At 68.0% G+C, this 20,609-nt stretch carries 24 protein-coding genes; 14 read left to right on the top strand and 10 right to left on the bottom strand.

Going from position 1 to position 20,609, the window contains the following annotated elements; all coding sequences use genetic code 11:
* Positions 1 to 100: 100 nt before the first annotated feature.
* The 3 genes from ASD38_RS04610 to ASD38_RS24450 form a co-directional block, all read right to left on the bottom strand.
* Positions 101 to 415 carry a hypothetical protein gene (locus tag ASD38_RS04610; protein ID WP_056436242.1) on the bottom strand — a complete coding sequence of 105 codons (315 nt, stop codon included), beginning with the start codon at positions 413 to 415 and terminating at the stop codon, positions 101 to 103.
* Positions 416 to 461: 46 nt separating this feature from the next.
* The gene (locus ASD38_RS24860) at positions 462 to 590 is read right to left on the bottom strand and encodes a hypothetical protein (RefSeq protein WP_268760915.1); all 129 of its coding nucleotides are present in this window, start codon (positions 588 to 590) and stop codon (positions 462 to 464) included.
* 117 nt (positions 591 to 707) lie between these two features.
* Positions 708 to 836 carry a hypothetical protein gene (locus ASD38_RS24450; RefSeq protein ID WP_235523755.1) on the bottom strand — a complete coding sequence of 43 codons (129 nt, stop codon included), beginning with the start codon at positions 834 to 836 and terminating at the stop codon, positions 708 to 710.
* A 422-nt stretch (positions 837 to 1,258) separates the two neighbouring features.
* Here ASD38_RS24450 and ASD38_RS04605 point away from each other — a divergent pair, with 422 nt between their 5' ends.
* On the top strand, positions 1,259 to 2,770 hold the full coding sequence (locus ASD38_RS04605) for a sensor histidine kinase (protein WP_162252120.1): 1,512 nt from the start codon (positions 1,259 to 1,261) through the stop codon (positions 2,768 to 2,770).
* A gap of 165 nt (positions 2,771 to 2,935) precedes the next feature.
* Here ASD38_RS04605 and groL read toward each other — a convergent pair whose 3' ends face one another.
* Together groL and groES are read right to left on the bottom strand one after the other, a co-directional pair.
* The gene (groL, locus tag ASD38_RS04600; RefSeq protein WP_056435284.1) at positions 2,936 to 4,582 is read right to left on the bottom strand and encodes a chaperonin GroEL; all 1,647 of its coding nucleotides are present in this window, start codon (positions 4,580 to 4,582) and stop codon (positions 2,936 to 2,938) included.
* Positions 4,583 to 4,636: 54 nt separating this feature from the next.
* Entirely contained in the window at positions 4,637 to 4,927 is a 291-nt protein-coding gene (groES, locus tag ASD38_RS04595; RefSeq protein ID WP_056435287.1) for a co-chaperone GroES, read from the bottom strand.
* 236 nt (positions 4,928 to 5,163) lie between these two features.
* On the opposite strand from groES, the gene ASD38_RS04590 reads away from it, so the two are divergent.
* Genes ASD38_RS04590 through ASD38_RS04580 form a run of 3 tightly spaced genes read left to right on the top strand, consistent with a single transcriptional unit; the run spans position 5,164 to position 6,461 of the window.
* On the top strand, positions 5,164 to 5,547 hold the full coding sequence (locus ASD38_RS04590; protein WP_056457958.1) for a protease inhibitor I42 family protein: 384 nt from the start codon (positions 5,164 to 5,166) through the stop codon (positions 5,545 to 5,547).
* Positions 5,547 to 5,957, top strand: coding sequence for a VOC family protein (locus ASD38_RS04585; protein ID WP_056435293.1), 411 nt, complete (start codon positions 5,547 to 5,549; stop codon positions 5,955 to 5,957). The genes ASD38_RS04590 and ASD38_RS04585 overlap by 1 nt, the downstream gene beginning before the upstream one ends.
* A 27-nt stretch (positions 5,958 to 5,984) precedes the next feature.
* A complete protein-coding gene (locus ASD38_RS04580; RefSeq protein WP_056436245.1) occupies positions 5,985 to 6,461 on the top strand; it encodes a hypothetical protein in 477 nt (158 codons plus the stop codon).
* 181 nt (positions 6,462 to 6,642) lie between these two features.
* On the opposite strand, the gene ASD38_RS04575 is transcribed toward ASD38_RS04580, so the two are convergent.
* Positions 6,643 to 7,587 carry an AraC family transcriptional regulator gene (locus tag ASD38_RS04575; RefSeq protein ID WP_056457955.1) on the bottom strand — a complete coding sequence of 315 codons (945 nt, stop codon included), beginning with the start codon at positions 7,585 to 7,587 and terminating at the stop codon, positions 6,643 to 6,645.
* 293 nt (positions 7,588 to 7,880) lie between these two features.
* On the opposite strand from ASD38_RS04575, the gene ASD38_RS04570 reads away from it, so the two are divergent.
* The 4 genes from ASD38_RS04570 to ASD38_RS04555 all read left to right on the top strand — a co-directional run bounded on the left by ASD38_RS04570 (position 7,881) and on the right by ASD38_RS04555 (position 11,457).
* Complete coding sequence (locus ASD38_RS04570) at positions 7,881 to 8,117, top strand: hypothetical protein (protein ID WP_156390554.1); 237 nt, start codon at positions 7,881 to 7,883, stop codon at positions 8,115 to 8,117.
* Positions 8,118 to 8,204: 87 nt separating this feature from the next.
* A complete protein-coding gene (locus ASD38_RS04565) occupies positions 8,205 to 8,909 on the top strand; it encodes a peptidylprolyl isomerase (RefSeq protein WP_056457947.1) in 705 nt (234 codons plus the stop codon).
* 354 nt (positions 8,910 to 9,263) lie between these two features.
* Positions 9,264 to 11,084 carry a hypothetical protein gene (locus ASD38_RS04560; protein ID WP_056435306.1) on the top strand — a complete coding sequence of 607 codons (1,821 nt, stop codon included), beginning with the start codon at positions 9,264 to 9,266 and terminating at the stop codon, positions 11,082 to 11,084.
* A gap of 88 nt (positions 11,085 to 11,172) precedes the next feature.
* Positions 11,173 to 11,457, top strand: a complete 285-nt coding sequence (locus ASD38_RS04555) for a hypothetical protein (RefSeq protein WP_056435307.1) — start codon at positions 11,173 to 11,175, stop codon at positions 11,455 to 11,457.
* A gap of 172 nt (positions 11,458 to 11,629) precedes the next feature.
* On the opposite strand, the gene ASD38_RS04550 is transcribed toward ASD38_RS04555, so the two are convergent.
* Positions 11,630 to 13,021 (bottom strand): hypothetical protein, encoded by a 1,392-nt coding sequence (locus ASD38_RS04550; protein ID WP_235523754.1) that lies wholly within the window; start codon positions 13,019 to 13,021, stop codon positions 11,630 to 11,632.
* 146 nt (positions 13,022 to 13,167) lie between these two features.
* On the opposite strand from ASD38_RS04550, the gene uvrB reads away from it, so the two are divergent.
* Both uvrB and ASD38_RS04540 read left to right on the top strand, forming a co-directional pair.
* Positions 13,168 to 15,444, top strand: coding sequence for an excinuclease ABC subunit UvrB (gene uvrB / locus ASD38_RS04545; protein ID WP_056457945.1), 2,277 nt, complete (start codon positions 13,168 to 13,170; stop codon positions 15,442 to 15,444).
* 257 nt (positions 15,445 to 15,701) lie between these two features.
* A complete protein-coding gene (locus ASD38_RS04540) occupies positions 15,702 to 16,091 on the top strand; it encodes a hypothetical protein (RefSeq protein ID WP_056457942.1) in 390 nt (129 codons plus the stop codon).
* Positions 16,092 to 16,732: 641 nt separating this feature from the next.
* Here ASD38_RS04540 and ASD38_RS04535 read toward each other — a convergent pair.
* Positions 16,733 to 17,251, bottom strand: coding sequence for a hypothetical protein (locus ASD38_RS04535; protein ID WP_056457940.1), 519 nt, complete (start codon positions 17,249 to 17,251; stop codon positions 16,733 to 16,735).
* A gap of 246 nt (positions 17,252 to 17,497) precedes the next feature.
* On the opposite strand from ASD38_RS04535, the gene ASD38_RS04530 reads away from it, so the two are divergent.
* A complete protein-coding gene (locus ASD38_RS04530; protein ID WP_056457938.1) occupies positions 17,498 to 17,797 on the top strand; it encodes a hypothetical protein in 300 nt (99 codons plus the stop codon).
* A gap of 41 nt (positions 17,798 to 17,838) precedes the next feature.
* On the opposite strand, the gene ASD38_RS04525 is transcribed toward ASD38_RS04530, so the two are convergent.
* Complete coding sequence (locus tag ASD38_RS04525; RefSeq protein WP_235523753.1) at positions 17,839 to 18,069, bottom strand: helix-turn-helix domain-containing protein; 231 nt, start codon at positions 18,067 to 18,069, stop codon at positions 17,839 to 17,841.
* A 126-nt stretch (positions 18,070 to 18,195) separates the two neighbouring features.
* On the opposite strand from ASD38_RS04525, the gene ASD38_RS04520 reads away from it, so the two are divergent.
* Positions 18,196 to 18,657 carry a helix-turn-helix domain-containing protein gene (locus ASD38_RS04520; protein ID WP_056457931.1) on the top strand — a complete coding sequence of 154 codons (462 nt, stop codon included), beginning with the start codon at positions 18,196 to 18,198 and terminating at the stop codon, positions 18,655 to 18,657.
* Between the two features lie 204 nt (positions 18,658 to 18,861).
* On the top strand, positions 18,862 to 19,284 hold the full coding sequence (locus ASD38_RS04515) for a GNAT family N-acetyltransferase (RefSeq protein WP_056457928.1): 423 nt from the start codon (positions 18,862 to 18,864) through the stop codon (positions 19,282 to 19,284).
* A 70-nt stretch (positions 19,285 to 19,354) separates the two neighbouring features.
* On the opposite strand, the gene ASD38_RS04510 is transcribed toward ASD38_RS04515, so the two are convergent.
* Positions 19,355 to 19,951 (bottom strand): hypothetical protein, encoded by a 597-nt coding sequence (locus tag ASD38_RS04510; protein ID WP_056457925.1) that lies wholly within the window; start codon positions 19,949 to 19,951, stop codon positions 19,355 to 19,357.
* Between the two features lie 134 nt (positions 19,952 to 20,085).
* On the opposite strand from ASD38_RS04510, the gene ASD38_RS04505 reads away from it, so the two are divergent.
* Positions 20,086 to 20,586 (top strand): bactofilin family protein, encoded by a 501-nt coding sequence (locus ASD38_RS04505; protein WP_056457922.1) that lies wholly within the window; start codon positions 20,086 to 20,088, stop codon positions 20,584 to 20,586.
* Positions 20,587 to 20,609 lie beyond the last annotated feature (23 nt).

Raw genomic sequence — 20,609 nt, 5'->3', positions numbered from 1 at the left:
CCGTTTCACGGGTGAGGAGGAAGCGGCGCCGATCTTCTCCTCACCCGCAAAGCGGGGGAGGTGGCGCGTCGCGAAGCGGCGTGACGGAGGGGGCGTCGGCTCACGCCGGCAACCACCGCCGCGGAAACTTGTCGCCCAACGCCCGCGCCTCGCCGGGCCTGAGGCCCAGTTCGCGCATCTTGAAGGCCACGACCTCGCGCAGGGCCTCGACCGGTTCGCGGCCGGCCGACGGGCTGGAGGCCACGGGGCCGGTCTGCATGGCCAGGTCGACGGCCGCCCATTCGGCCTGGGCGCGGTCGGGCTTGCCGACGGCGAAGTAGTGGCGGACCGGCAGGCGTTCGCCGGCGATCTCGACCATCACGCCGACGACCCAGCCTTGAACGATCAGATCGGCGTCGGGGCGCTGGCGGAACATGCCGCCTGTGTAGCGCATCGCGGCCCGCGCTCAAGCGTCGCGGCGATCAGCGCATCATCCGGATGGCCAGCTGGGCGGCTATGCCCAGCACCAGCCACAGAGCCACGTCCGCCAGGATCATGTTGATCGCCGGCAGACGAGGTTCCGGCGAACGGCGAGTGAGCCGGTCACGCATAGCGTTTCTCCCAGCGGACACGTCATGCGCGCGTCTCGCCGCCAGGATACGCCTGCAATCTTGAACGGTATATAGGCCATTACTCTCGCGAAGAGAGCATTTCGACCCTGCCGCCCCTCAGCCCAGGACCTGGAACGCCGCCTGGCTGACGACGCCGAGGACCAGCCACAGGCCAAGGCCCAGTACGATAAAGACCGGACGCGGTGATCGCCGGTCGCGGAATTCGTGGATCTCGTGACGCGCCATGCCCAGCCCTCCAGGAAACGTGCGTGCGTTCGCGGAGTCTGGAACGGCCTTCGCCGCATTTTCGCTGCATAGGTTAACGCGACCGTGATCGGTTATCCACAACCTGAGCAGGCGCTGCCGCCTTTTGCGTCAAACGGCGAGAAAACGGCGACGAGTCTCGCGGTCGCGAGGTCCGAACGCCGCCGTTGAAGATGTCCGCCCAGGGACCGAAGTCGGGCGTCGAGCGTCGGCGTTCGGACGTTGCCTCTTGAAGCTCCAGCGGTGGCTGGGCTTCAGGAGAGGGACGCGCTAGCCTGTCAGGAAAGGTTGACCCTGGGGGCGCCTCCATCGACGCGGGTGGGTTTTCAGGGGGCTTCATGCCGCAAGAACACCTTGGACTGTTCGATACGCCGCCGACCCGGCGGCAAGTCCAGTTCAGTCTGGTGATCGTCGGCCTGCTGTTCGCCGCCTTGCTCGTCATATTGCCGGTGCGCGACGTTCCACTGCGCCCAATCCACGCCTTCATCCCGATGGCCAACGCGATCATGTTTCTCGGCGAGCTGATCACCGCCACCCTGCTCTACGCGCAGACCGCCGTCTTCCGATCGCGGGCCCTGGCCGTTGTGGGCACGGTCTACGTCTTCACGGCGCTCCTGCTGATTCCGCATGCGCTGACCTTTCCCGGCGCCTTCGCCCCGGACGGACTGCTGGGCGCCGGGATCAACACCACCGCGTGGATCGCGTGGTGCCGGCGGGTGTCTTTTCCCATCGCCATCTTCTTCTATGTCCAACTCAGACGCGCGGAGTCGGCGGCGCCGCCCGAGGCGGAACGCCCAGCGGCGGGGATCGTGATCGGGGTGATCGCGGCGATCGCCTTGGCGGCGGGGGTCACGGCGCTGACGACCATCGGACAGGCTCTGCTCCCGCCGTTTTTTGTGACGCATTCCCGGGTGGCCTACGCCAATTCGCTTCAGTACGAGTCGGTGGTCTTCGTGCTTTCCATCATCGCGACGATCTTGCTGTTTCGGACGCGCAGGTCGGTGCTGGACCTGTGGCTGCTGGTCGTTTTCGCGGGCTGGCTGACGCAATCGCTGCTGATCTTGTCGCTGCACGGCCGGTTCACGGTGGGCTGGTACTGGCTGTTCCTGGTGAGCGTGTTTTCCCACCTGGTCGTGATGCTGGCCCTGCTCGCCGAGTCCCACCGGCTCTATTTGCGGCTGGCCCTGTCGACCTCCGCCCGGAACCGGGAACGCGAAAGCCGGCTGATGTCGATCGACGCGGTGGCGGCCGCCATCTCCCATGAAATCGGGCAGCCGCTGGCCGCGGCCCGCGCCTATGCGACGGCCGGCGTGAGCTGGCTCGATCGGCCGCAACCCGACCCCGAACGGGCGGTCAAGTCGATGCGCGCCGCCATCGACGCCGCCCAGCGAACCGCCGACGTGATCAAGAGCATCCGGGCGATGTTCGCCCAGCAACCGGGCATGGCGTCGGAAGTCGACCTCAACGACCTGGCGCGCGCGACCGCGTCGGCGCTGGGCCGGGAATTGGCCGGCGAGAAGGTCTCGCTGCAGCTGACCCTGGACGAGGCGCTGCCGCCGATCCTGGCCGATCGGGTCCAGATCGAACAGGTGCTCGTCAACCTCATCACCAACGCGATCGAATCCCTGGGCGCGACGCGGGGCCGGGCTCGCCGCATCGCCATCCGCTCGACGGCGCTCAATGGCCACGACGTGCTGCTGCAGGTCAGCGACAACGGGGTCGGCATCACGGACGAGGCGATGTCGCGCATCTTCGAGGCCTTCTTCACGACCAAGAAGACCGGCATGGGCATGGGCCTGTCGCTCTGCCGCACCATCGTCGAAGCCCATGGCGGGCGCCTCTGGGCCGCGCCGGGCGAGAAACACGGCGTGACCTTCTATCTGCAACTGCCCCGCAGCGACCTGCACGCGGCCTGACGCGCAGCCCGCGCAAAGAAAAAGGGCGGGACCTTTCGGCCCCGCCCTTCTCCTTCGTTCAGCGAGAGCTGACCTAGATTTCTCTTAGAAATCCATGTCGCCGCGCGGGATCGACATGTCGATCCCGGCCTCCTTGGAAGGATGGGCGACTTGAATGGATTTCTCTTAGAAATCCATGTCGCCCATGCCGCCCATGCCGCCGCCCGGAGGGCCGCCGGCGCCGGCGTTCTTCTTGGGCGCTTCGACGATGGCCGCTTCGGTGGTGATCAGCAGGCCGGCCACCGAGGCGGCGTCCTGCAGAGCGGTGCGGACCACCTTGGCGGGGTCGATGACGCCGTCGGTGATCAGGTCGACATACTGCTCGGTCTGGGCGTTGAAGCCGAAGGTCGGGCTGTCGTTTTCCAGGATCTTGCCGACCACGATCGAGCCTTCGACGCCGGCGTTCTCGGCGATCTGACGGATCGGAGCCTGCAGGGCGCGACGGACGATCGCGATGCCGGCGGTCTGGTCGTCATTGTCGCCGACCAGGGTCGCCAGGGCCTTGGAGGCCTTCAGCAGAGCCACGCCGCCGCCCGGGACGATGCCTTCTTCCACGGCCGCGCGGGTCGCGTTCAGGGCGTCGTCGACGCGGTCCTTCTTTTCCTTCACCTCGACTTCGGTCGAGCCGCCGACGCGGATGACCGCGACGCCGCCGGCCAGCTTGGCCAGACGCTCTTGCAGCTTTTCCTTGTCGTAGTCCGAGGTGGTGTCCTCGATCTGCTTCTTGATCTGCGAGATGCGGGCTTCGATGGCCGACTTCTCACCGACGCCGTCCACGATGGTGGTGTCGTCCTTGGTGATCGAGACCTTCTTGGCCTTGCCCAGCATGTCGAGCGAAACGTTCTCGAGCTTGATGCCGAGGTCTTCGCTGACGACTTGGGCGCCGGTCAGGATGGCGATGTCTTCCAGCATGGCCTTGCGGCGATCGCCGAAGCCCGGAGCCTTGACGGCGGCGACGCGGAGACCGCCGCGCAGCTTGTTGACCACCAGGGTGGCCAGGGCTTCGCCCTCTACGTCCTCGGCGATGATCACCAGCGGACGGCCCGACTGGACGACGGCTTCCAGCACCGGCAGCAGCGGCTGCAGCGACGACAGCTTCTTTTCGAACAGCAGGATGAGCGGCTCTTCGAGCTGAACTTCCATCTTGTCGGCGTTGGTGATGAAGTACGGCGACAGGTAGCCGCGGTCGAACTGCATGCCTTCGACGACGTCGAGTTCGGTTTCGGCGGTCTTGGCTTCCTCGACGGTGATGACGCCTTCGTTGCCGACCTTGTCCATGGCCTTGGCGATCATCTCGCCGACGTCCTTGTCACCGTTGGCCGAGATGGTGCCGACCTGGGCGATCTCGTTGTTGGTGGTGACCTTCTTCGACGACGCCTTGATGGAGTCGACGACGACGTGGACGGCCTTGTCGATGCCGCGCTTCAGGTCCATCGGGTTCATGCCGGCGGCGACCGACTTGAGGCCTTCCTGGACGATGGCTTGGGCCAGCACGGTGGCGGTGGTGGTGCCGTCGCCGGCCTTGTCATTGGTCTTGCTGGCGACTTCGCGGATCATCTGCGCGCCGAGGTTCTCGAAGCGATCGCTCAGTTCGATTTCCTTGGCGACCGAGACGCCGTCCTTGGTCGAGCGCGGGGCGCCGAAGGACTTTTCGATCACGACGTTGCGGCCCTTGGGGCCCAGGGTCACCTTCACCGCGTTGGCGAGGATGTTGACGCCGCGCAGCATCTTGTCGCGCGCGTCCGAGGAGAAATAAACGTCTTTAGCGGCCATTTGAGAGCCCTTCTAAAAGAGAAACTTGGGTCGAAAGCGGAGGACGGTCGGGGCTTAGCCCTCGACGATGCCCAGAACGTCGCTTTCCTTCATGATCAGCAGATCCTGGCCGTCCACCTTCACTTCGGTGCCGGACCACTTGCCGAACAGGATGCGGTCGCCGGCCTTCACGTCGAGCGCGACGATGTCGCCCTTGTCGTTGCGGGCGCCGGGGCCGACGGCGACGACTTCGCCTTCCTGCGGCTTTTCCTTGGCGGTGTCGGGGATGATGATCCCGCCCTTGGTCTTCGTTTCTTCTTCGACGCGCTTCACAAGGACGCGGTCGCCAAGCGGGCGAAATTTCATGGGTCGTTCTCCGTCGGGACGGTTTTAAAGATATGGTCCGTCGGCAAGCGGGGAGCGTCGCTGTTAGCAGTCGCTCCCATCGAGTGCCAACGCCGGGCAGGAGTTAGGACCGGCGGTGTGGGGAGTCAAGGACAAGGGCCGTCGATTTGCTGTGGGCGAAATGGGTTCAAGGTCGGATGACGGACGCAAATCGCCCCGGAACGACGGGCCGGAACGACAGGAACGAGGACGGCGGCATGAAGACGATCCTGATCGCGGCGAGCCTGCTCATCCTCGGCGCCTGCGCCACCGAAGCGTCCCTGCCGGTGCGCACGGTGACGGATGTCGACGCCGACGCCGGCGTGGTCGAACTGGTCGGCGGCCAGGACCTGGAGATCGCCCTGCCGCTGAACGCCGGCACGGGCTATGCGTGGCGGCTGGACCATGAGGCGCCGCCCCTGCTGGCCGGCGGCTCCAGCTTCGTGACCGAGGCCAAGGCGCCGGGCGCGCCGGTCCGCGCGGTCTATCGCTACACGGCCGTCGGACACGGCCGGGCCGACCTGGCCTTCACGCTCAAGCGGCCGTGGGAGGCCGACCGTCCCGGCGACCGCAAGGTCGTGTTCCATGTCAGGGTGCGCTGATGATCGACCATATCGGACTGACCGTACGCGACCTCAAGGCCTCCAAGGCCTTCTACGACGCCGCCTTCGCGCCGCTGGGGATCGAGGTGGTGATGAGCGTCAGCGCCGAGGAGACCGGCGCCTACGGCCATCTCGGCTACGGCCCCAGCGCCGACGGCCGCGACATCCAGGCCGGCAAGCCCAGCTTCTGGATCGGCGGCGGCGAGACCCTGACCGGTCCCCTGCACGTGGCCTTCACGGCCCGCAGCCGCGCGGCGGTCGACGCCTTCCACGCCGCGGCCCTGGCCGCCGGCGGACGCGACAATGGACCGCCGGGGATTCGGCCGCATTATCACCCCAACTACTATGGAGCTTTCGTGCTCGACCCGGACGGCCGAAATGTCGAGGCTGTCTGCCATGCGCCCGCCTAAGCGGTTGGAGACCAGACCAGCGTGACGATTTCGAGCTACGGCCTTTCGCTCATCCTGGCGATCATCGCCTGCGTGATTGGCGGCGTGTTGGGCGGCCTGACCCTGGTCCGGCCCGGTTCGGTGCTGGGCCTGAGCGCCCTGGAGGGCGGCGGCCCCTCGGACAAGGATGAGGACGACGAGGCGGCTTCGCCCGCCGCCGGCCGCCTGGGCGAGGGCAAGTCCGAGGGCCGGGCCCTGGGCGGCCTGCTGATCCTGTCGCACGCCACCGCGGCCCTGTTCCTGGGCTACCAGTCCCATGTCGGGGCGGCCATGGCCTTCGCCCTGGCCATGGCCTGGACCGGCGCCGCCCTGGGCCGCGCCGTCTCGGCCCTGGTCGACCGCAACCGCGACAGGTTCAACCTGAGCAGCCTGGCCTTCGAGGTCATGATCGCCGTCACCCTGTCGCTGCCGTTCTTCAACGCCGGCCGGCTGGTGGTGCTGCGCGGGCACGGGATGCTGGTCTAGCGGCTGCATCCTGGCGGGATCCAGGCCCAAAATCCGTTGTCATCCCGGAAGCCTCGCAGAGGCTGTCCGGGACCCAGGGGACTGGGCCAAGGCAATGCGGCCGCCCCTGGGTCCCGGACAAGCGCTGCGCGCTTTCCGGGATGACAACTCAAAATCCAGATGAACTGGCCTCGCTGCCGCCCTACCCCCTGGCCGGCCCCCGCAGGGTCTGGGACGGGCTCTCGCCGAACATCGTCCGGTAGGTCACCGAGAACCGGCCCAGCTCCCAGAAGCCGTGGTCGAGGGCCACCTGGGTGACCGACGCCCCGGCCTGGCGGCCGGCGACCAGCGCCTTGCGGGCGGACGACAGGGCCCGCAGCCGCAGATAGGTCCTGGGGCCCACGCCCAGCCCCTCCTCGAACGCCCGGTTCAGGGTGCGGCGCGACAGGCCCAGGGCCTGGCAGAGCTCCGGGATCGGGACGCCCCGGCCGGTGCGGTCGTCCAGATAGTCCTCGACCTGGCGCAGGATGCGGGCGCTGTTGATCCGGACCTGCCGGCCCGGTTCGCGGTCGCCCGCCTCGGCGACGGCGGTCAGGAACCCCTCCAGCGCCTCGTCGCGCAGGCCGGCCTGGGCCTGGGGCTCGAGACCCGGGCCCAGGCGCATCAGACGCTCGAGGCGCCGGGCGATCTCCTGGGCGATCGCCGCGGCGCGCGCCGGCCTGAGCCTGGCCTCCACGCTCCAGCACCGCTCGTCGGCTAGGTGCTCGAAGGCGGCGGCGCGCTGTTGCAGGACTTCGAGCGGCGCCTTCAGGACGGCGTAGCGCGTCATCCCCCGGCAACGCGCCTCCTGCTCGCTCCGCGCGGGATAAACCACCAGGTCGTGGGCCTGGATGTCGAGGCCCCACTTGGTCAGGGACGGGCCCCGCTCCAGGATCACGGCCAGGGTCACGGCCTCCGGCGCCACGACCCCGCGCAGGCGCAGGTCGCCCGTGAGGCCGCCCAAGGTCATGGCCATGTCGCCGTCGATGGCGTGGGTCAGCGAACCCCGGCACGGCGCGGCGCTCAACTGGGTCACGGCGAGGTCGGCGCCGTGCACGCTCTCGCTCAGATCCTCTATGCCCGCGATCTGATGAGCGACGAAGCGCATCCCTGCGCCCGTGTCTTCGGTACTGGTGTTCAGCGGCGCCCCACGCATGGACCGAAATTGCCGCAACTTCCCAAGGCGGTAAATCCGGGTTTTACCTTAGAAAGATCTTAGATCTAAGTCTTAGATAAAGTCCTACGGGTGACGTAGCGGAAAACTACACCTCGATTCGCCCATAACATAGAACAGACGGCCATATGCTCCGACGTTTCCAGTTAAATTTGATTTGGCGCAATCTGCATAGCGCCATCGTATTATAATCGGAACGATAAAGAGGTAGAGTTCGGGAGGCGACGATGGAACCACGCACTTGGGATGGAGTGGAAGACTTCGGTACGCTGGACATCGAGATCACCAGCGATTGGGCGTCCCTCGCCCACTGGACGCCGGCCCAGCGCGCTTTGAAGATCGAACTGGACGGCGAGCGCCGCCAGGCCGAGCAGCTCGCCGAAAGCACCGGTCGCCTGGTCTCGCGGTTGGTGGCGAGCATGGTCGCGGCGGAACCGAGCGTCGAAGCGGATCTCGCTGCCTGAGAAGGCCCCTCGGGGAAATCCCTCGGCGGTGAAATCTTGCGCGCGACCGAAACTTGCGCGGGGCCGCCTGGGCGCTAGTCTCGCGCCATGACCCATCGCCCCCTCGCCTGTCGCCCCCTCGCCCGCCGGGACGTCCTGATCGGCGCCGGCCTGCTGGCCGTCCTGCCCGCCGCCGCCCTGGCTCAAGTCACGCCGGCCCCGGCCCCCGCCCCGACCGCGCCGGCGCCCAAGCCGCCGGTCTATGTGGCGATCGACACCCCGCAGGGCCGGATCGTCATCGAGCTGGCCGTGGCCCAGGCTCCGATCACCACCGCCAACTTCCTGCGCTATGTCGACCGCAAGCTCTATGACAAGGCGACCTTCTTCCGGGCCTCGCGGGCGCCGGGGACGGTGGACTACGGCCTGATCCAGGGCGGGCTGCAGGGCATCGGCGCCCTGCCGCCGGTGGCCCACGAGCCCACCAGCCAGACGGGCCTCAAGCACACCGACGGCGTGGTCTCGATCGCCCGCACCGCGCCGGGCACGGCCACCTCCGACTTCTTCATCTGCATCGGCGACGCGCCCTATCTGGACGCCAACCCGGCCGCCACCGGCGACAACCAGGGCTTCGCCGCCTTCGGCCGGGTGGTCCAGGGCATGGACGTGGCCAAGAAGATCCTGGCCCTGCCCACGCCCGGCAAGGCGATCAATCCGGTGATGAAGGGCCAGATCCTGGATCCGCCGGTGCCGATCACCTCGGCCCGCCGCATCCCGGCGCCCGGTCCGGACATCACGGCCCCGCCCAAGCTGTAGGGCGCACCGACATAAGCTAGGTGCGTTCTCCCCGTCCTTCGACAAGCTCAGGATGAGGATTTCTACTGTCGAGGCCCGCACATTGGTCCTCACCCCACAATGGTCCTCATCCTGAGCCTGTCGAAGGACGAGGGCCACGCACGGCGCTTGGATGTCGACGCGCCCTAGCGCCCTCGCCCGATCCGGCGGCGACAAAGAAACCTTTGGGTGAAATGTGGATTTTCGAACGCCATGGTTGCGAAACGGCAAGGCTCGCCGTAACACTCCCTCATAGGGCGATATTTCGATACTACCCGTATTGAGAGTGGTTCGCAAACCCGTGCTCGAAAGCCCTTACCGACAGGAGCGCCGCCGATGACCAGCCCCTCACCGCGCAAGCCTTTTTCGCTGCTCCGCGTCGCGACGGTCGCCGCGGCCGGGTGCGCCCTGCTGGCCGGCGGCCTGCTGATGGCCTGTTCGGCCAAGCCGACGAGCCAGGCGGCCCTGGCGACCGCGCCCGGCGCGACGATCACCATCAGCTCCACGCCGCCGACCGAGCTCAACCCCGCCGGCGGCGGCGCGGCCAAGGCCACGCTCGACCAGGCCGCCGCCTTCGCCTGGCAGGAGTTCATCGCCCTGAACTGGCCGGCCAAGATCCAGACCGGAGCGGTCGGAGACCGCGACACGCCGGCCGCCGACTGCCTGTTCGGCGACCCCGCCTGCGTCAGCCGCCCGCTGACCTGGCAGACCTTCCGCGGCAAGGCCGAGATCTTCACCGCCGGCGCCACCCAGCCCTACGACCAGATCCCGACCTACACCGACCTCTACAACGAGACGATCAGCGCCTGTAACGGCGGCGCGCCGCCCGCCCAGGCAGCCTGGGTCAATCTGGACGAGACGACCGAGATCACCCTGGCGGCGATGTACGCCGGGGTCGGGGTGGCGACGCCGACGCCCGACAACAGCGCCCCGCAGCTGATCCGCTTCATGGCCAAGGCCAACCGGGCCGAGTTCGACTACGTCCAGAAGATCAACGCGGTGAACGGCCCGTCGCGGGCCCTGCGCACGGCCACGATCAACTACTTCAAGACCCAGGGCGACCCGCCTCCCGGCGGCACGCAGTATGTCAGCCTTCCCAACAACACCATCGAGATCAAGGCCGGCTGGCGGATGCTCAATCCGGCGAAGGAGGACGCCTCGCGGTTCCACACCACCAAGGTGCGCTACTACGAGGGCACGGGATCGACGCTCTGCTACAACGAGCAGGTCTGGGGCCTGGTGTCGCTGCACATCATCCAGAAGACCCCCTCGGCCCCCTATTTCATCTACGCGACCTTCGAGCAGGCCGACAACATCCTGACCGCGGCCGGCAAGCCGGTCGAGGACGCCGACGGCGCGATCGCCGCCCTGCCGCCCTGCCGCTCGGACCAGACCGCGCCCTGCCCGGTGACGCCGGCCCTGACCTTCAACGACACCGGCGTGGTCACCTCCAGCCAGGTGCCGCCGAACGTCACCCTGAACCCGGCCAACGCCGCCTACTGCACCCAAAGCACCAGCCAGCTGCCGGTCAACCAGGCCTACTACCTGAACACCTCGACCCTGACGGCCCTGCCGACGGGGGGCTTCGTCTGCATCAACTACCGGGCCAATCCGATCCCGCCGGTGATCATCAACGCCAACAAGACCGCGCACGCGGCGATCGCCGCCTACAACGCGGCCAAGGGCATCAAGGCCTCGCCCTGGGCCTTCTACAAGCTGGTCAATGTCCAATACACGCCGATCGACAAGACCACGCCCGGCTTCTACACGGGCAATGATCCGACCACGGACAAGAACCCGGCCAGCTACTACCTGGCCAACATCCTGGTCGAGACCAACCGCCCCCTGCAGATCTTCAGCGGCGGTCTGGTCGGCGCGGTGGGCGGGGTCGGCGGCACCGGCGCCAATTCCGACTACGCCTCGCAGTTCGGCGAGACCGGCGGCGGCACCCACAAGAACACCTATTTCCAGACCGTCGGCCACGACATGGGCGGCTGCATGGGCTGTCACGGCAGCCAGGGCCAGAGCCTGGGCGGCGACTTCAGCGTGATCCTGGCCCGCGGCATCGTCGGGACCCCGGAGTCCGTGCCCGAGATCTCATCGAGCGGCATGACGGTGCTCCCCAACAAGAACCGCGCCCTCGTGTACCGGCGATAGCGTCCCTGGCGACAGCGTCCCCCGTGAAAGTGTTTCGGGGCGCTTCGCCTTTCCTTTCAGAGCCCACCTCCAGACCAAGGAAAACGTCATGGCCAATGTTCGTGAACTGCTCGGCGCCGCCCTCAGCTGCCCGACCAGCGTCAGCTTCGCCACCGACATCGCGCCGCTGTTCAACAGCACCGACATCAGCCACATGAAGAACGTCACCGGCGGGAAGCTGGACCTGAGCAACTATGACAGCGTGGTGATGTGGTCGAGCGCCATCTACGGCAAGGTGCAGTCCGGCGACATGCCGCCCTTCCCGGCCCCCGCCTGGACGCCGGACCAGGTCAATCTGTTCGGCTGCTGGATCCAGCTGGGCTGCAAGCCGTAGGGCTGAGGCGCGCCGCTTCGGAAGCGAAAACCTCGTCCCCCCAAGTTGCTTTGGCGACAAGCTCAGGATGAGGTTTTCGACCGCCGCTGCCTGCACATGGTCCTCATCCTGAGCTTGTCGAAGGACGAGGACCAGGCACCAAGCTTGAATATCGATACGCCCTGATGCCCCCCTACCGCACCGGGCAGGCCACCCACTGATAGGCCTGGGCCATCACCCCGCCGTCGCGACGGACCAGCATCACGCCGCCGGCCTCGGGGCCGTCGTCGGTGACGTTGGCGCAGCCGCCGGCGCGGATCTGCGCTGAATATCCGTGCTTGCGGTCGGCCTTGTAGGTCCCGTCGGCCTGGACCCAGACGTCGGCGTACGAGAAGTCGATCGGGCCGCCGCCATACACCCGCGCGCCCGGGCCGTACGGCCGCTCAAGCACCAGGGCCTCGGTCCTGGGGATCTTGCGGGCCCGCATCCAGCCGATCACGTCGGTGAAGCAGGCGTTGCCCAGCAGCTGCTCGCCCTTCTCGGCGCAGCCGGGGCGGTTGCCCATGACCACGGGCAGCAGCGCGCCATAGGCCTCGTAGATCGCGACCGGCGCGGGCGCGCCGGGCGCCCCGCAGCCGGCCAGGGCCCGCTCGTGGACCCGGTCGCCGGGCTCGACCTCGAAGTCGATCGGGCTGGTCAGGCCGCAGCCGGGCGGGGCCGAGAGGCTGGACTTGTCGAACCAGCGCTTGTCGGCCTTGAAGCCGCCTTTACCCTTGCGTTTGAGCACGTACTGCTCGGTCTCCTTGGCGATCAGCACCGCGCCCGGCGCGACCGGCCGCTTGGCGCCGATCACGTCCAATTCCTTGAGATTGGGCGCGGCGGTCAGCACGGCGATCCCGGCCGCGAAACAGGCGCCGTCGCGCAGGGCCGCGTCGGGCGGGCAGTCCGGCCGCGGCGCGGCCAGCTGCCGGGGCGCGCCCAGGACCTCCACCGTCGCGGTGGCCGGCCAGCGCTCGCCCGGCTCGCCCGCCCCGATCGGCGGCCGGCGCGGACCGCCGTAGCCGATCGGCGGGACCGGACCGCCGCAGGTCACCGTCTGGACCTCCCGCGCCGCCAGCTGCCCGTCGCGCATGTCGAGCCGATAGTCGACGCCGCGACCGATCGCGTAACAGACGCGCGGCACCCGCACCGAGGAACTGGGCAGGGTCACCGGCGTGACCACCGGCCCGCCGCCGGCCAGGGACACGTCGTACAGGCGGTAGGCCTGGCCGAGCGGGCCGGAGATCACCGCCCCCGCCCCGCCCGCGGCGCCCGGCGCGGTCAGCACGCGGTCGACGCTCGCGCCTCGCGCCTTCATCCCGGCGACCACCCGGTCCAGGCAGGCCCCGTCCGGCAGCAGCAGGGGCCTGGGGCATTTCGCGGCGGGCGTGGCGACCGCCAGCGTCGCGCCCAGCGCGTCGCGCAGCTCGCCATAGACCGGGTCGCGCAGCAGCCGCATGTCCGGGGTCTGGGCCCCGGCCGAACCCGCGCCCAGCAGGCCCAGCACGGCCAGGCCCCAGGCCGCGCGGCCCTGTTTACGCTTCATGCTCATGGCCACCCCCGCGGCTGCCCGACCAACCTGAACAACCTTAACCATGGAATGGACGCTGCCGCCACCTGCCGCCAGTCTGCTGACATCGGCTGTCAGCAGGCCCCCTAGCCTTCCCGGCCGCGCGGACCTACTTTCTGCCCATGGCCCGATCCCCCGAGACCGCAGCCGGCGGCGTGTCCGACGTCTCCGCGAAGTTCATCCATGACACGACGCTGGACGCCGAGCTGGGCGCGCCGACCCCGGCCCTGTGGCAGCCCCACCGCCCGGCGCGGCCGGAGAAGTCGGAAGGCGGCCGCAAGTTCAAGCTGGTCAGCGACTACGAGCCGGCCGGCGACCAGCCGACCGCCATCGCCGAGCTCGTCGCCGGCCTGGAGGGCAAGGAGAACGACCAGGTGCTGCTGGGCGTCACCGGCTCGGGCAAGACCTTCACCATGGCCAAGGTCATCGAGGCCACCCAGCGTCCGGCCCTGATCCTGGCCCCGAACAAGACCCTGGCCGCCCAGCTCTACAGCGAGATGAAGAGCTTCTTCCCCGACAACGCGGTCGAGTATTTCGTCAGCTATTACGACTACTACCAGCCCGAGGCCTACGTGCCCCGGACCGACACCTACATCGAGAAGGACAGCTCCATAAACGAGCAGATCGACCGCATGCGCCACTCGGCGACGCGGGCGATCCTGGAGCGCGACGACGTGATCGTCGTGGCCTCGGTCAGCTGCATCTACGGCATCGGCTCGGTCGAGACCTACACGGCCATGACCTTCACCCTGGAGGTCGGCCAGACCATCAACGAGAAGCAGATGATGGCCGACCTGGTCGCCCAGCAGTACCGCCGCAACGACGCCGCCTTCGAGCGCGGCACGTTCCGCCGCCGCGGCGACACCATCGAGATCTTCCCCGCCCACTACGAGGACCGCGCCTGGCGCGTCAGCCTGTTCGGCGACGAGGTCGAGAGCATCAGCGAGTTCGACCCGCTGACCGGCAAGAAGACCGGCGACCTGGAGGCCATCAAGGTCTACGCCAACAGCCACCACGTCACCCCGCGCCCCACCCTGCGCCAGGCGATCATCAGCATCCGCGCCGAGCTCAAGGAGCGCCTGGAATGGCTGACCGCCAACGGCAAGCTGCTGGAGGCCCAGCGCCTGGAGCAGCGCACCACCTTCGACCTGGAGATGATCGAGACCACCGGCTCCTGCGCCGGCATCGAGAACTACAGCCGCTACCTGTCGGGCCGCCGGCCGGGCGAGCCGCCGCCGACCTTCTTCGAATACATCCCCGACAACGCCCTGCTGTTCACCGACGAGAGCCACCAGACGGTTCCGCAGATCGGCGCCATGTACAAGGGCGACCGCAACCGCAAATGGACCCTGGCCGAGTACGGCTTCCGCCTACCATCCGCCTTGGATAACAGACCCCTCAAGTTCGAGGAGTGGGACGCCATGCGCCCGCAGTCGGTGCACGTCAGCGCCACCCCGGCCAAGTGGGAGCTGGAGCGGGCCGGCGGCGTGTTCGCCGAGCAGGTGATCCGCCCCACCGGCCTGATCGACCCGCCGGTCGAGGTCCGCCCGGTCTCCAAGGACGGCGCCAGCCAGGTCGACGACGTGGTCGACGAGATCCGCCAGACCAAGGCCAAGGGCTACCGCACCCTGGTCACCGTCCTGACCAAGAAGATGGCCGAGGACCTGACCGAATACCTGAACGAACAGGGCATCGCCGTGCGCTACATGCACAGCGACGTCGACACCATGGAGCGGATCGAGATCATCCGCGACCTGCGCCTGGGCATGTTCGACGTGCTGGTCGGCATCAACCTGCTGCGCGAGGGCCTGGACATCCCCGAATGCGGCCTGGTCGCCATCCTCGACGCCGACAAGGAAGGCTTCCTGCGCTCGGAGACCTCCCTGATCCAGACCATCGGCCGCGCGGCGCGCAACATCGACGGCAAGGTCATCCTCTATGCCGACCGGATCACCGGCAGCATGGAGCGGGCCATGGACGAGACCGCCCGCCGCCGCGAGAAGCAGCACGCCTACAATCTGGAACACGGCATCACGCCCGAGAGCGTCAAGCGCGACATCAAGGACATCCTCAACAGCCCCTACGAGCGCGGCGACCGGGTGCTGGTGCCGATCGGCGGGATCGGCGAGGGCAAGGACGCCAAGCCGTTCAGCGGCGACAACTTCAAGGCCGCCCTCAAGGACCTCGAAACCAAGATGCGCGAGGCCGCCGCCAACCTGGAGTTCGAGACCGCCGCCCGGCTGCGCGACGAGATCAAGCGCATGAAGCTGCTGGACCTGGAGTTCGCCAACGAGGCCCTGACCGCCCCGGGCGAGGCGGTGGACAAGGCCATGCCCAAGCGGGTCCGCCAGGAGCTGCGGGCCGAACAGGCCGAGGCGTTCAGGAAGTCGCGGCTGTAGACGCGTTCTCCCTCCCTTTTCGACCGTCATTCCCGGGCCTTGTGCCCGGGACCCCTTTGTCCGCCGCAGGTGCGGAGGGGTGGCGCGCCAGCGCGCCAATGCACTTCACTTGCGGGTTGAACCAGGGGTCCCGGGCACAAGGCCCGGGATGACGGTCGATAGGGTGGTGAACGCGCATCGAGCGCTCCAAAACCCCGGTTGCCCAACCGCCCCGCCGCGCTCAAGCTCCCGCCCACCACTCAGGGGAGCCCCACGCCATGACCGCCGCCCGCATCCTGATCCTCGGCCAGAACCCGGACACCGTCGACTTCAACGCCCCCGGCATCATCCCCGGCATGACCGCCGAAAAGGTCCGCGCCGGCCTGGACGCCAGCCAGGCCAGGCTGGAGGCCCAGGGCTTCGCGGTCGACCAGCTGGAGGTCCTCTCCGACCTGGCCGCCGCCGAGGCCGCCACCGTCGCCCAGCTGACCGGCCGCGACTACGCCGTGGTCGTCATCGGCGCCGGCATCCGCAACCCTCCGCCCAGCCTGCCGCTGTTCGAGACGGTCCTGAACGCCGTGCACCGCCACGCGCCGGGCGCGCGGATCGCGTTCAACACGCGGCCGGATGACAGTGACGTGGCGGCGGAGAGGTGGGTGGGGCGGTAGGTAGGGGGCATTCGCCCCCAATGGCCCCCGTTGTATGTCATCTCGTCTATGGTATTTTATGACTGCGGGCTCCGAAGACAGGATTCTCTGTCGACGCATAGGCCGATCGAATGGAGTTCGGCATGGCGAATATTGTGCTGGTCCGAGGCCAACAGCGTTCCTATCATTTTCTGGACGTCCCATTGGAATTAGCTACTCCGACCTATCTTGGGACCGATGTCCACGGACTTTGGGCGTATGCCTCAAGCTCCAATCTTCTCTACCTAAAACCCGCTCATTGCATTGCATCGTCTATTGCTGAGCAACGGCTACGGGGTATCGAGAGCAAAGCTTTGGATATCGGAGCGGATCGGGTGTTGATTCACGTCCAAGCAAAGGGTGATCGCGACGTTGTCCGAGCCGAAGCCGACCTCCGATTTAGGTGGCGCTGCCCCGTTAACCCCCCATTGCCTCAAAGCCTTCTCGCGGCACACCATCAATCGGAAATTCTCGCGACCGCGCAGAGAAGAGCCGCTCTATTTGAGCAACCGCTTGAGGCAAATGACAATTTTTCAAACTAGACTAAGTTCAGTTTGACCATTTTCCGACCTCAAAACTCACACCAATTCAAACTCTCCTACCTTTCAGAAACGGGCCGCACCTCACGCCTTCCGCACCTCCCCGATCTCCTTCGCCGCCGCGAAGCCCATGTCGATCGTCACCGCCAGCGTGTTCTTCAGATAGGCCCGCGTGACGCCGCCATAGGTGAAGCCCATGCGCCAGACGACGTACTCGTCGCCGACGGCGGCGTCGGCCGGGAACAGGACGTCGCGCGAGGCGGCAAGGGCCTGGGCGGCCTGCGGACTGGCGGTCTTCAACGCGACATCGATCTCGTATTCGGTGCAGGCGCGGTCGGGCCCATCGCCCTTGCACTGCATGCCCTTCCAGGTGACGGGCAAAGCGTCGGGGACCTCGGCGGTAATCAGCCAGCCGTGCTCGGCGGTCTGTTCCTCGGCCTCGATCCGGGCGCCGGCCTCGACCAGGAGCTTCCTGGCGTCGGCCTGGCGCAGGGCGGTCCACACCACCGGGACCGGGTCGCTGGTCAATGGCGTGGACTCCGGCCTCGGCGCGCAGCCCGCCAACGCCAGGGCCAGCAGCGCCCCGCTTCCGATCCGAACCATTCAGCCCCCTCGAAGGGCGGGCGTCTCGCGCCCTGCCCCGCCTTACATCTCTTGGAGGCAGCAGCGTGCCGGTCTGGACAGGTCAGTCAAGGACTGGCCTGCGGCCAGCCGCGACGCGGCGGCGCGGAGCGCCGTCCTTGAGTGACCTGTCCAGACCGGCGACCGTCTCGCCGTGAGATGAAAGGCTGGCTCCCTTCTGCGGAGAGAAGGGATGCAGTACGCTCACCAAAGGTGGGGGATTAAGCGATGGGCGACCTGTCCAAACAGTTCGAAACCGAAATGCGTGCGATCTATCCGCAGTGTGCCAAATTTGGGTACCATCCCGGCTACCTACTTCAATTGATATCCGACTATGGGGGCGTCGGCGCCGCCAAACACCTCCTGGCCTCCCCGCCTTCTGACGGCTTCTCACGCCTTGCCCTGGAACAGCGCCTCGACCTGAGCGTCGAAGCCGTGGTTCTCAAGCCGCAATGGCAGGATCTTTTTGACGATGCCGAGCTCAGTACGGCGCGCCGCCGCCTGAAGGGGACGCCATACGCCGGCTGATTTGCGAGGCCGCCGCTTCTCCCGCAAGGAATGAAGGAACCTTACCCGGCCTTGCGACCGGCTTTCAGCGACGGCGGCGGCTGGGCGCCGTCCTCGGGCTCCACGAAGAGCGCGCTGAGGGGCGCCTGTAGTATGGCGCCCAAACGGTCCAGGACATCGACGGTAGGGTTTTCGCAGGCCCGCTCCAGGCCGCTGACATAGGCGCGATCGACGCCGGATTCCAAGGCGAGCCGCTCTTGCGACAGGCCGCGCGCCACGCGCAAGCGTCGCAAATTCCAAGCTACCAGCGATCGTCCATCCATGCGGCCAGACGAATGCGATGTAGTCTATTAAACCACTGGCTATATCCTACAGATTATGTTTCCATCGGGGCGTTGGGAACGTTCATCGAGGCGCCGATGCCCTACTCCACTCCCGAAGCGCGGCCCGGCCCTCACCCCGTCGACGTCCATGTCGGCCGCGCCGTGCGATGGCGGCGCAAGCTGCGGGGGCTGAGCCAGCAGGCCCTGGCCGAACGGATCGGGCTGACCTTCCAGCAGGTGCAGAAGTACGAGACCGGGACCAACCGGATCAGCGCCTCGGCCCTGCACGCCATCGCCCGGGCGCTGGAGGTCCCGGTGGCGTTCTTCTTCGACGGCCTGCCGGAGACGGTCGGCGCCGCCGGCTCCCAGGACGGGACGGGCCGCGCGGCCGACGAGGGCCGGTCGCTGACGGCGCGGATGCTGGGCGCGCCCGGCGGGCTGGCGATGGCCGAGGCCTGGCTGGACCTGCCGCCCGGCCCGCTGCGCCACCGCCTGGCCGCCCTGGTCCAGACCACGGCGGCGGCCCTGCGCGCCCAGGACCGCGCCTCGGCGGCGTGAGGGGGGCGGGCGGCCACTCCCTAACCCCCGTCATCCCGGGCCTTGTGCCCGGGACCCCTCTATCCGCCGCAGGTGCGGGGGAGTGGCGCGCCGGCGCGCCAAGGCGCTTCACGTGCGGGCTGAACCAGGGGTCCCGGGCACAAGGCCCGGGATGACGGTGGAGGGGTGGTTCAAAGGGGAAGGGAGAATCGCTAGCTTCACCCCATGACCATCACCCTCGCCCAGACCGACGCCGAGATCCTGGCCACCTTCGAGGTGATGGCCCAGCTGCGGCCGCACCTGACCCGCGACGCCTATGTCGCCCGCATCCGCCAGCTGATGGCCAGCGACGGGTTCCGGCTGGCCTATGTCGCCGAGGACGGCGTGGCGCGGGCCGTGGCGGGGTATCGGGTGGCGGACATGCTGCATTGCGGCCGGTTCCTCAGCGTCGACGACCTGGTGGCCGACGAGCGGGTCCGGTCCCGGGGCCACGGCAAGGCGCTGCTGGACTGGCTGAAGGCCGAGGCCCGGCGCGAGGGCTGCGGCTTTCTGGAGCTGATCTCCAGCGTGGTCCGCCAGGAGGCCCACCGGTTCTATTTCCGCGAGGGCCTGGCCGTCGGCGCGTTCCATTTCCGGGTGAAGCTGTAGGGGGCTCGAGCCCCCTCCGTCGGCTTCGCCGACACCTCCCCCATGAAGGGGGAGGAACGGGACTTCGTCCCTACTCCCCCCGCTTCAGCCGCTCGCGATACGCCGCCGAGCTCGCCACATAGCCCTCGGCGTCGCCATAGGCCTGGAAGTCGCGATAGCGCTCGTGGCTGCCCTTGACCTTCAGGGCGTGCTTGATCGGGCACCAGTACTGCTCGGTGCGGGCGGTGACCTCGCGGGCGTAGGCGATGACGCCGTTGCCGTAGCCGCAGAACACGCAGTTGAGCTTCTGCACCAGGTTCAGATAGCCCAGCCGGTGGCGGTCGATGACCACGTATTCCGAGCGCTTGACCCGCACGATGCCCCAGGCGGTGAAGCAGCCCAGCTGGTAGAGGCTGACGCTGAGGTCGAGGATGAACAGCGGCAGGGCCATGCCGTAGATCAGCGGCATGGTCAGCAGGGTCGGCCACGGGGTCCGCGCCAGGCCCAGACCCTTGCGGTGGGCCTTCTGGCGGCGCAGGGCGTCGGCCTTGAAGCAGGGCTGGCCGGCGGGGTCGGTGTGGACCTCGTGCTCGTGGGCGTGGCGCGCGGCCCGGGCGGCGAAGGCGGCCTCGATCTGGGCCTCCACGGCGCGCAGGCGGTCGATCAGCTGTTCGAGGGTTTCGGCCATGGGGGCTCCGATCTGCGGGGAGCATGGGGCGAGTCGGCGGGAATAGGTCGTCCCCCGTGGGGGAGGGCCCCGCCACGGCGCCGCTCTTGCTCAGCTTGATCCACAACGCTCCATTTCGAGACAAGGCCGTCGCCATGTTCGCCAAGAAGAAAGACACCGCCCCCGCCCCGGCCTTCACGCCGCTGGCCCAGAACGCGCCGACGCGGGCCGAGCCGGTCGAGCTCGCCCCGGCCCCGGCCGCCGCGCCGCCGCGCCCCCGGCCGGCCTCGATGGTCGCCCAGGGCGTGGCCATCAAGGGCGAGGTGATGGGCGACGGCGAGGTGCATCTGGACTGCGTGGTCCAGGGCGACATCCGCGTGGGCAAGCTGGTCCTGGGCCCCAACGCCCGGGTCGAGGGCTCGCTGTACGCCCAGGTTATCGAGATCCACGGCAAGGTCACCGGCTCGGTCTCGGCCAAGCAGGTGCGTCTTTATGGGACGGCCGTGGTCGACGGCGACATCACCCACGAGCAGCTGGCCATGGAGAGCGGCGCCCAGTTCCAGGGCCGCAGCCTGAAGTTCCAGCGCCAGGCTCCGGCTTCCGCTCCGGCCCCCGCCGCGAGCCACGCGCCGGCCATGGCGGTCTATCCTGGCTGATCGCGCGTTCAGCTCTTGAGCGG

Source organism: Caulobacter sp. Root487D2Y (assembly GCF_001427165.1).
Taxonomy (GTDB): Bacteria; Pseudomonadota; Alphaproteobacteria; order Caulobacterales; family Caulobacteraceae; genus Caulobacter.
This window is presented reverse-complemented; position numbering and strand designations above follow the sequence as displayed.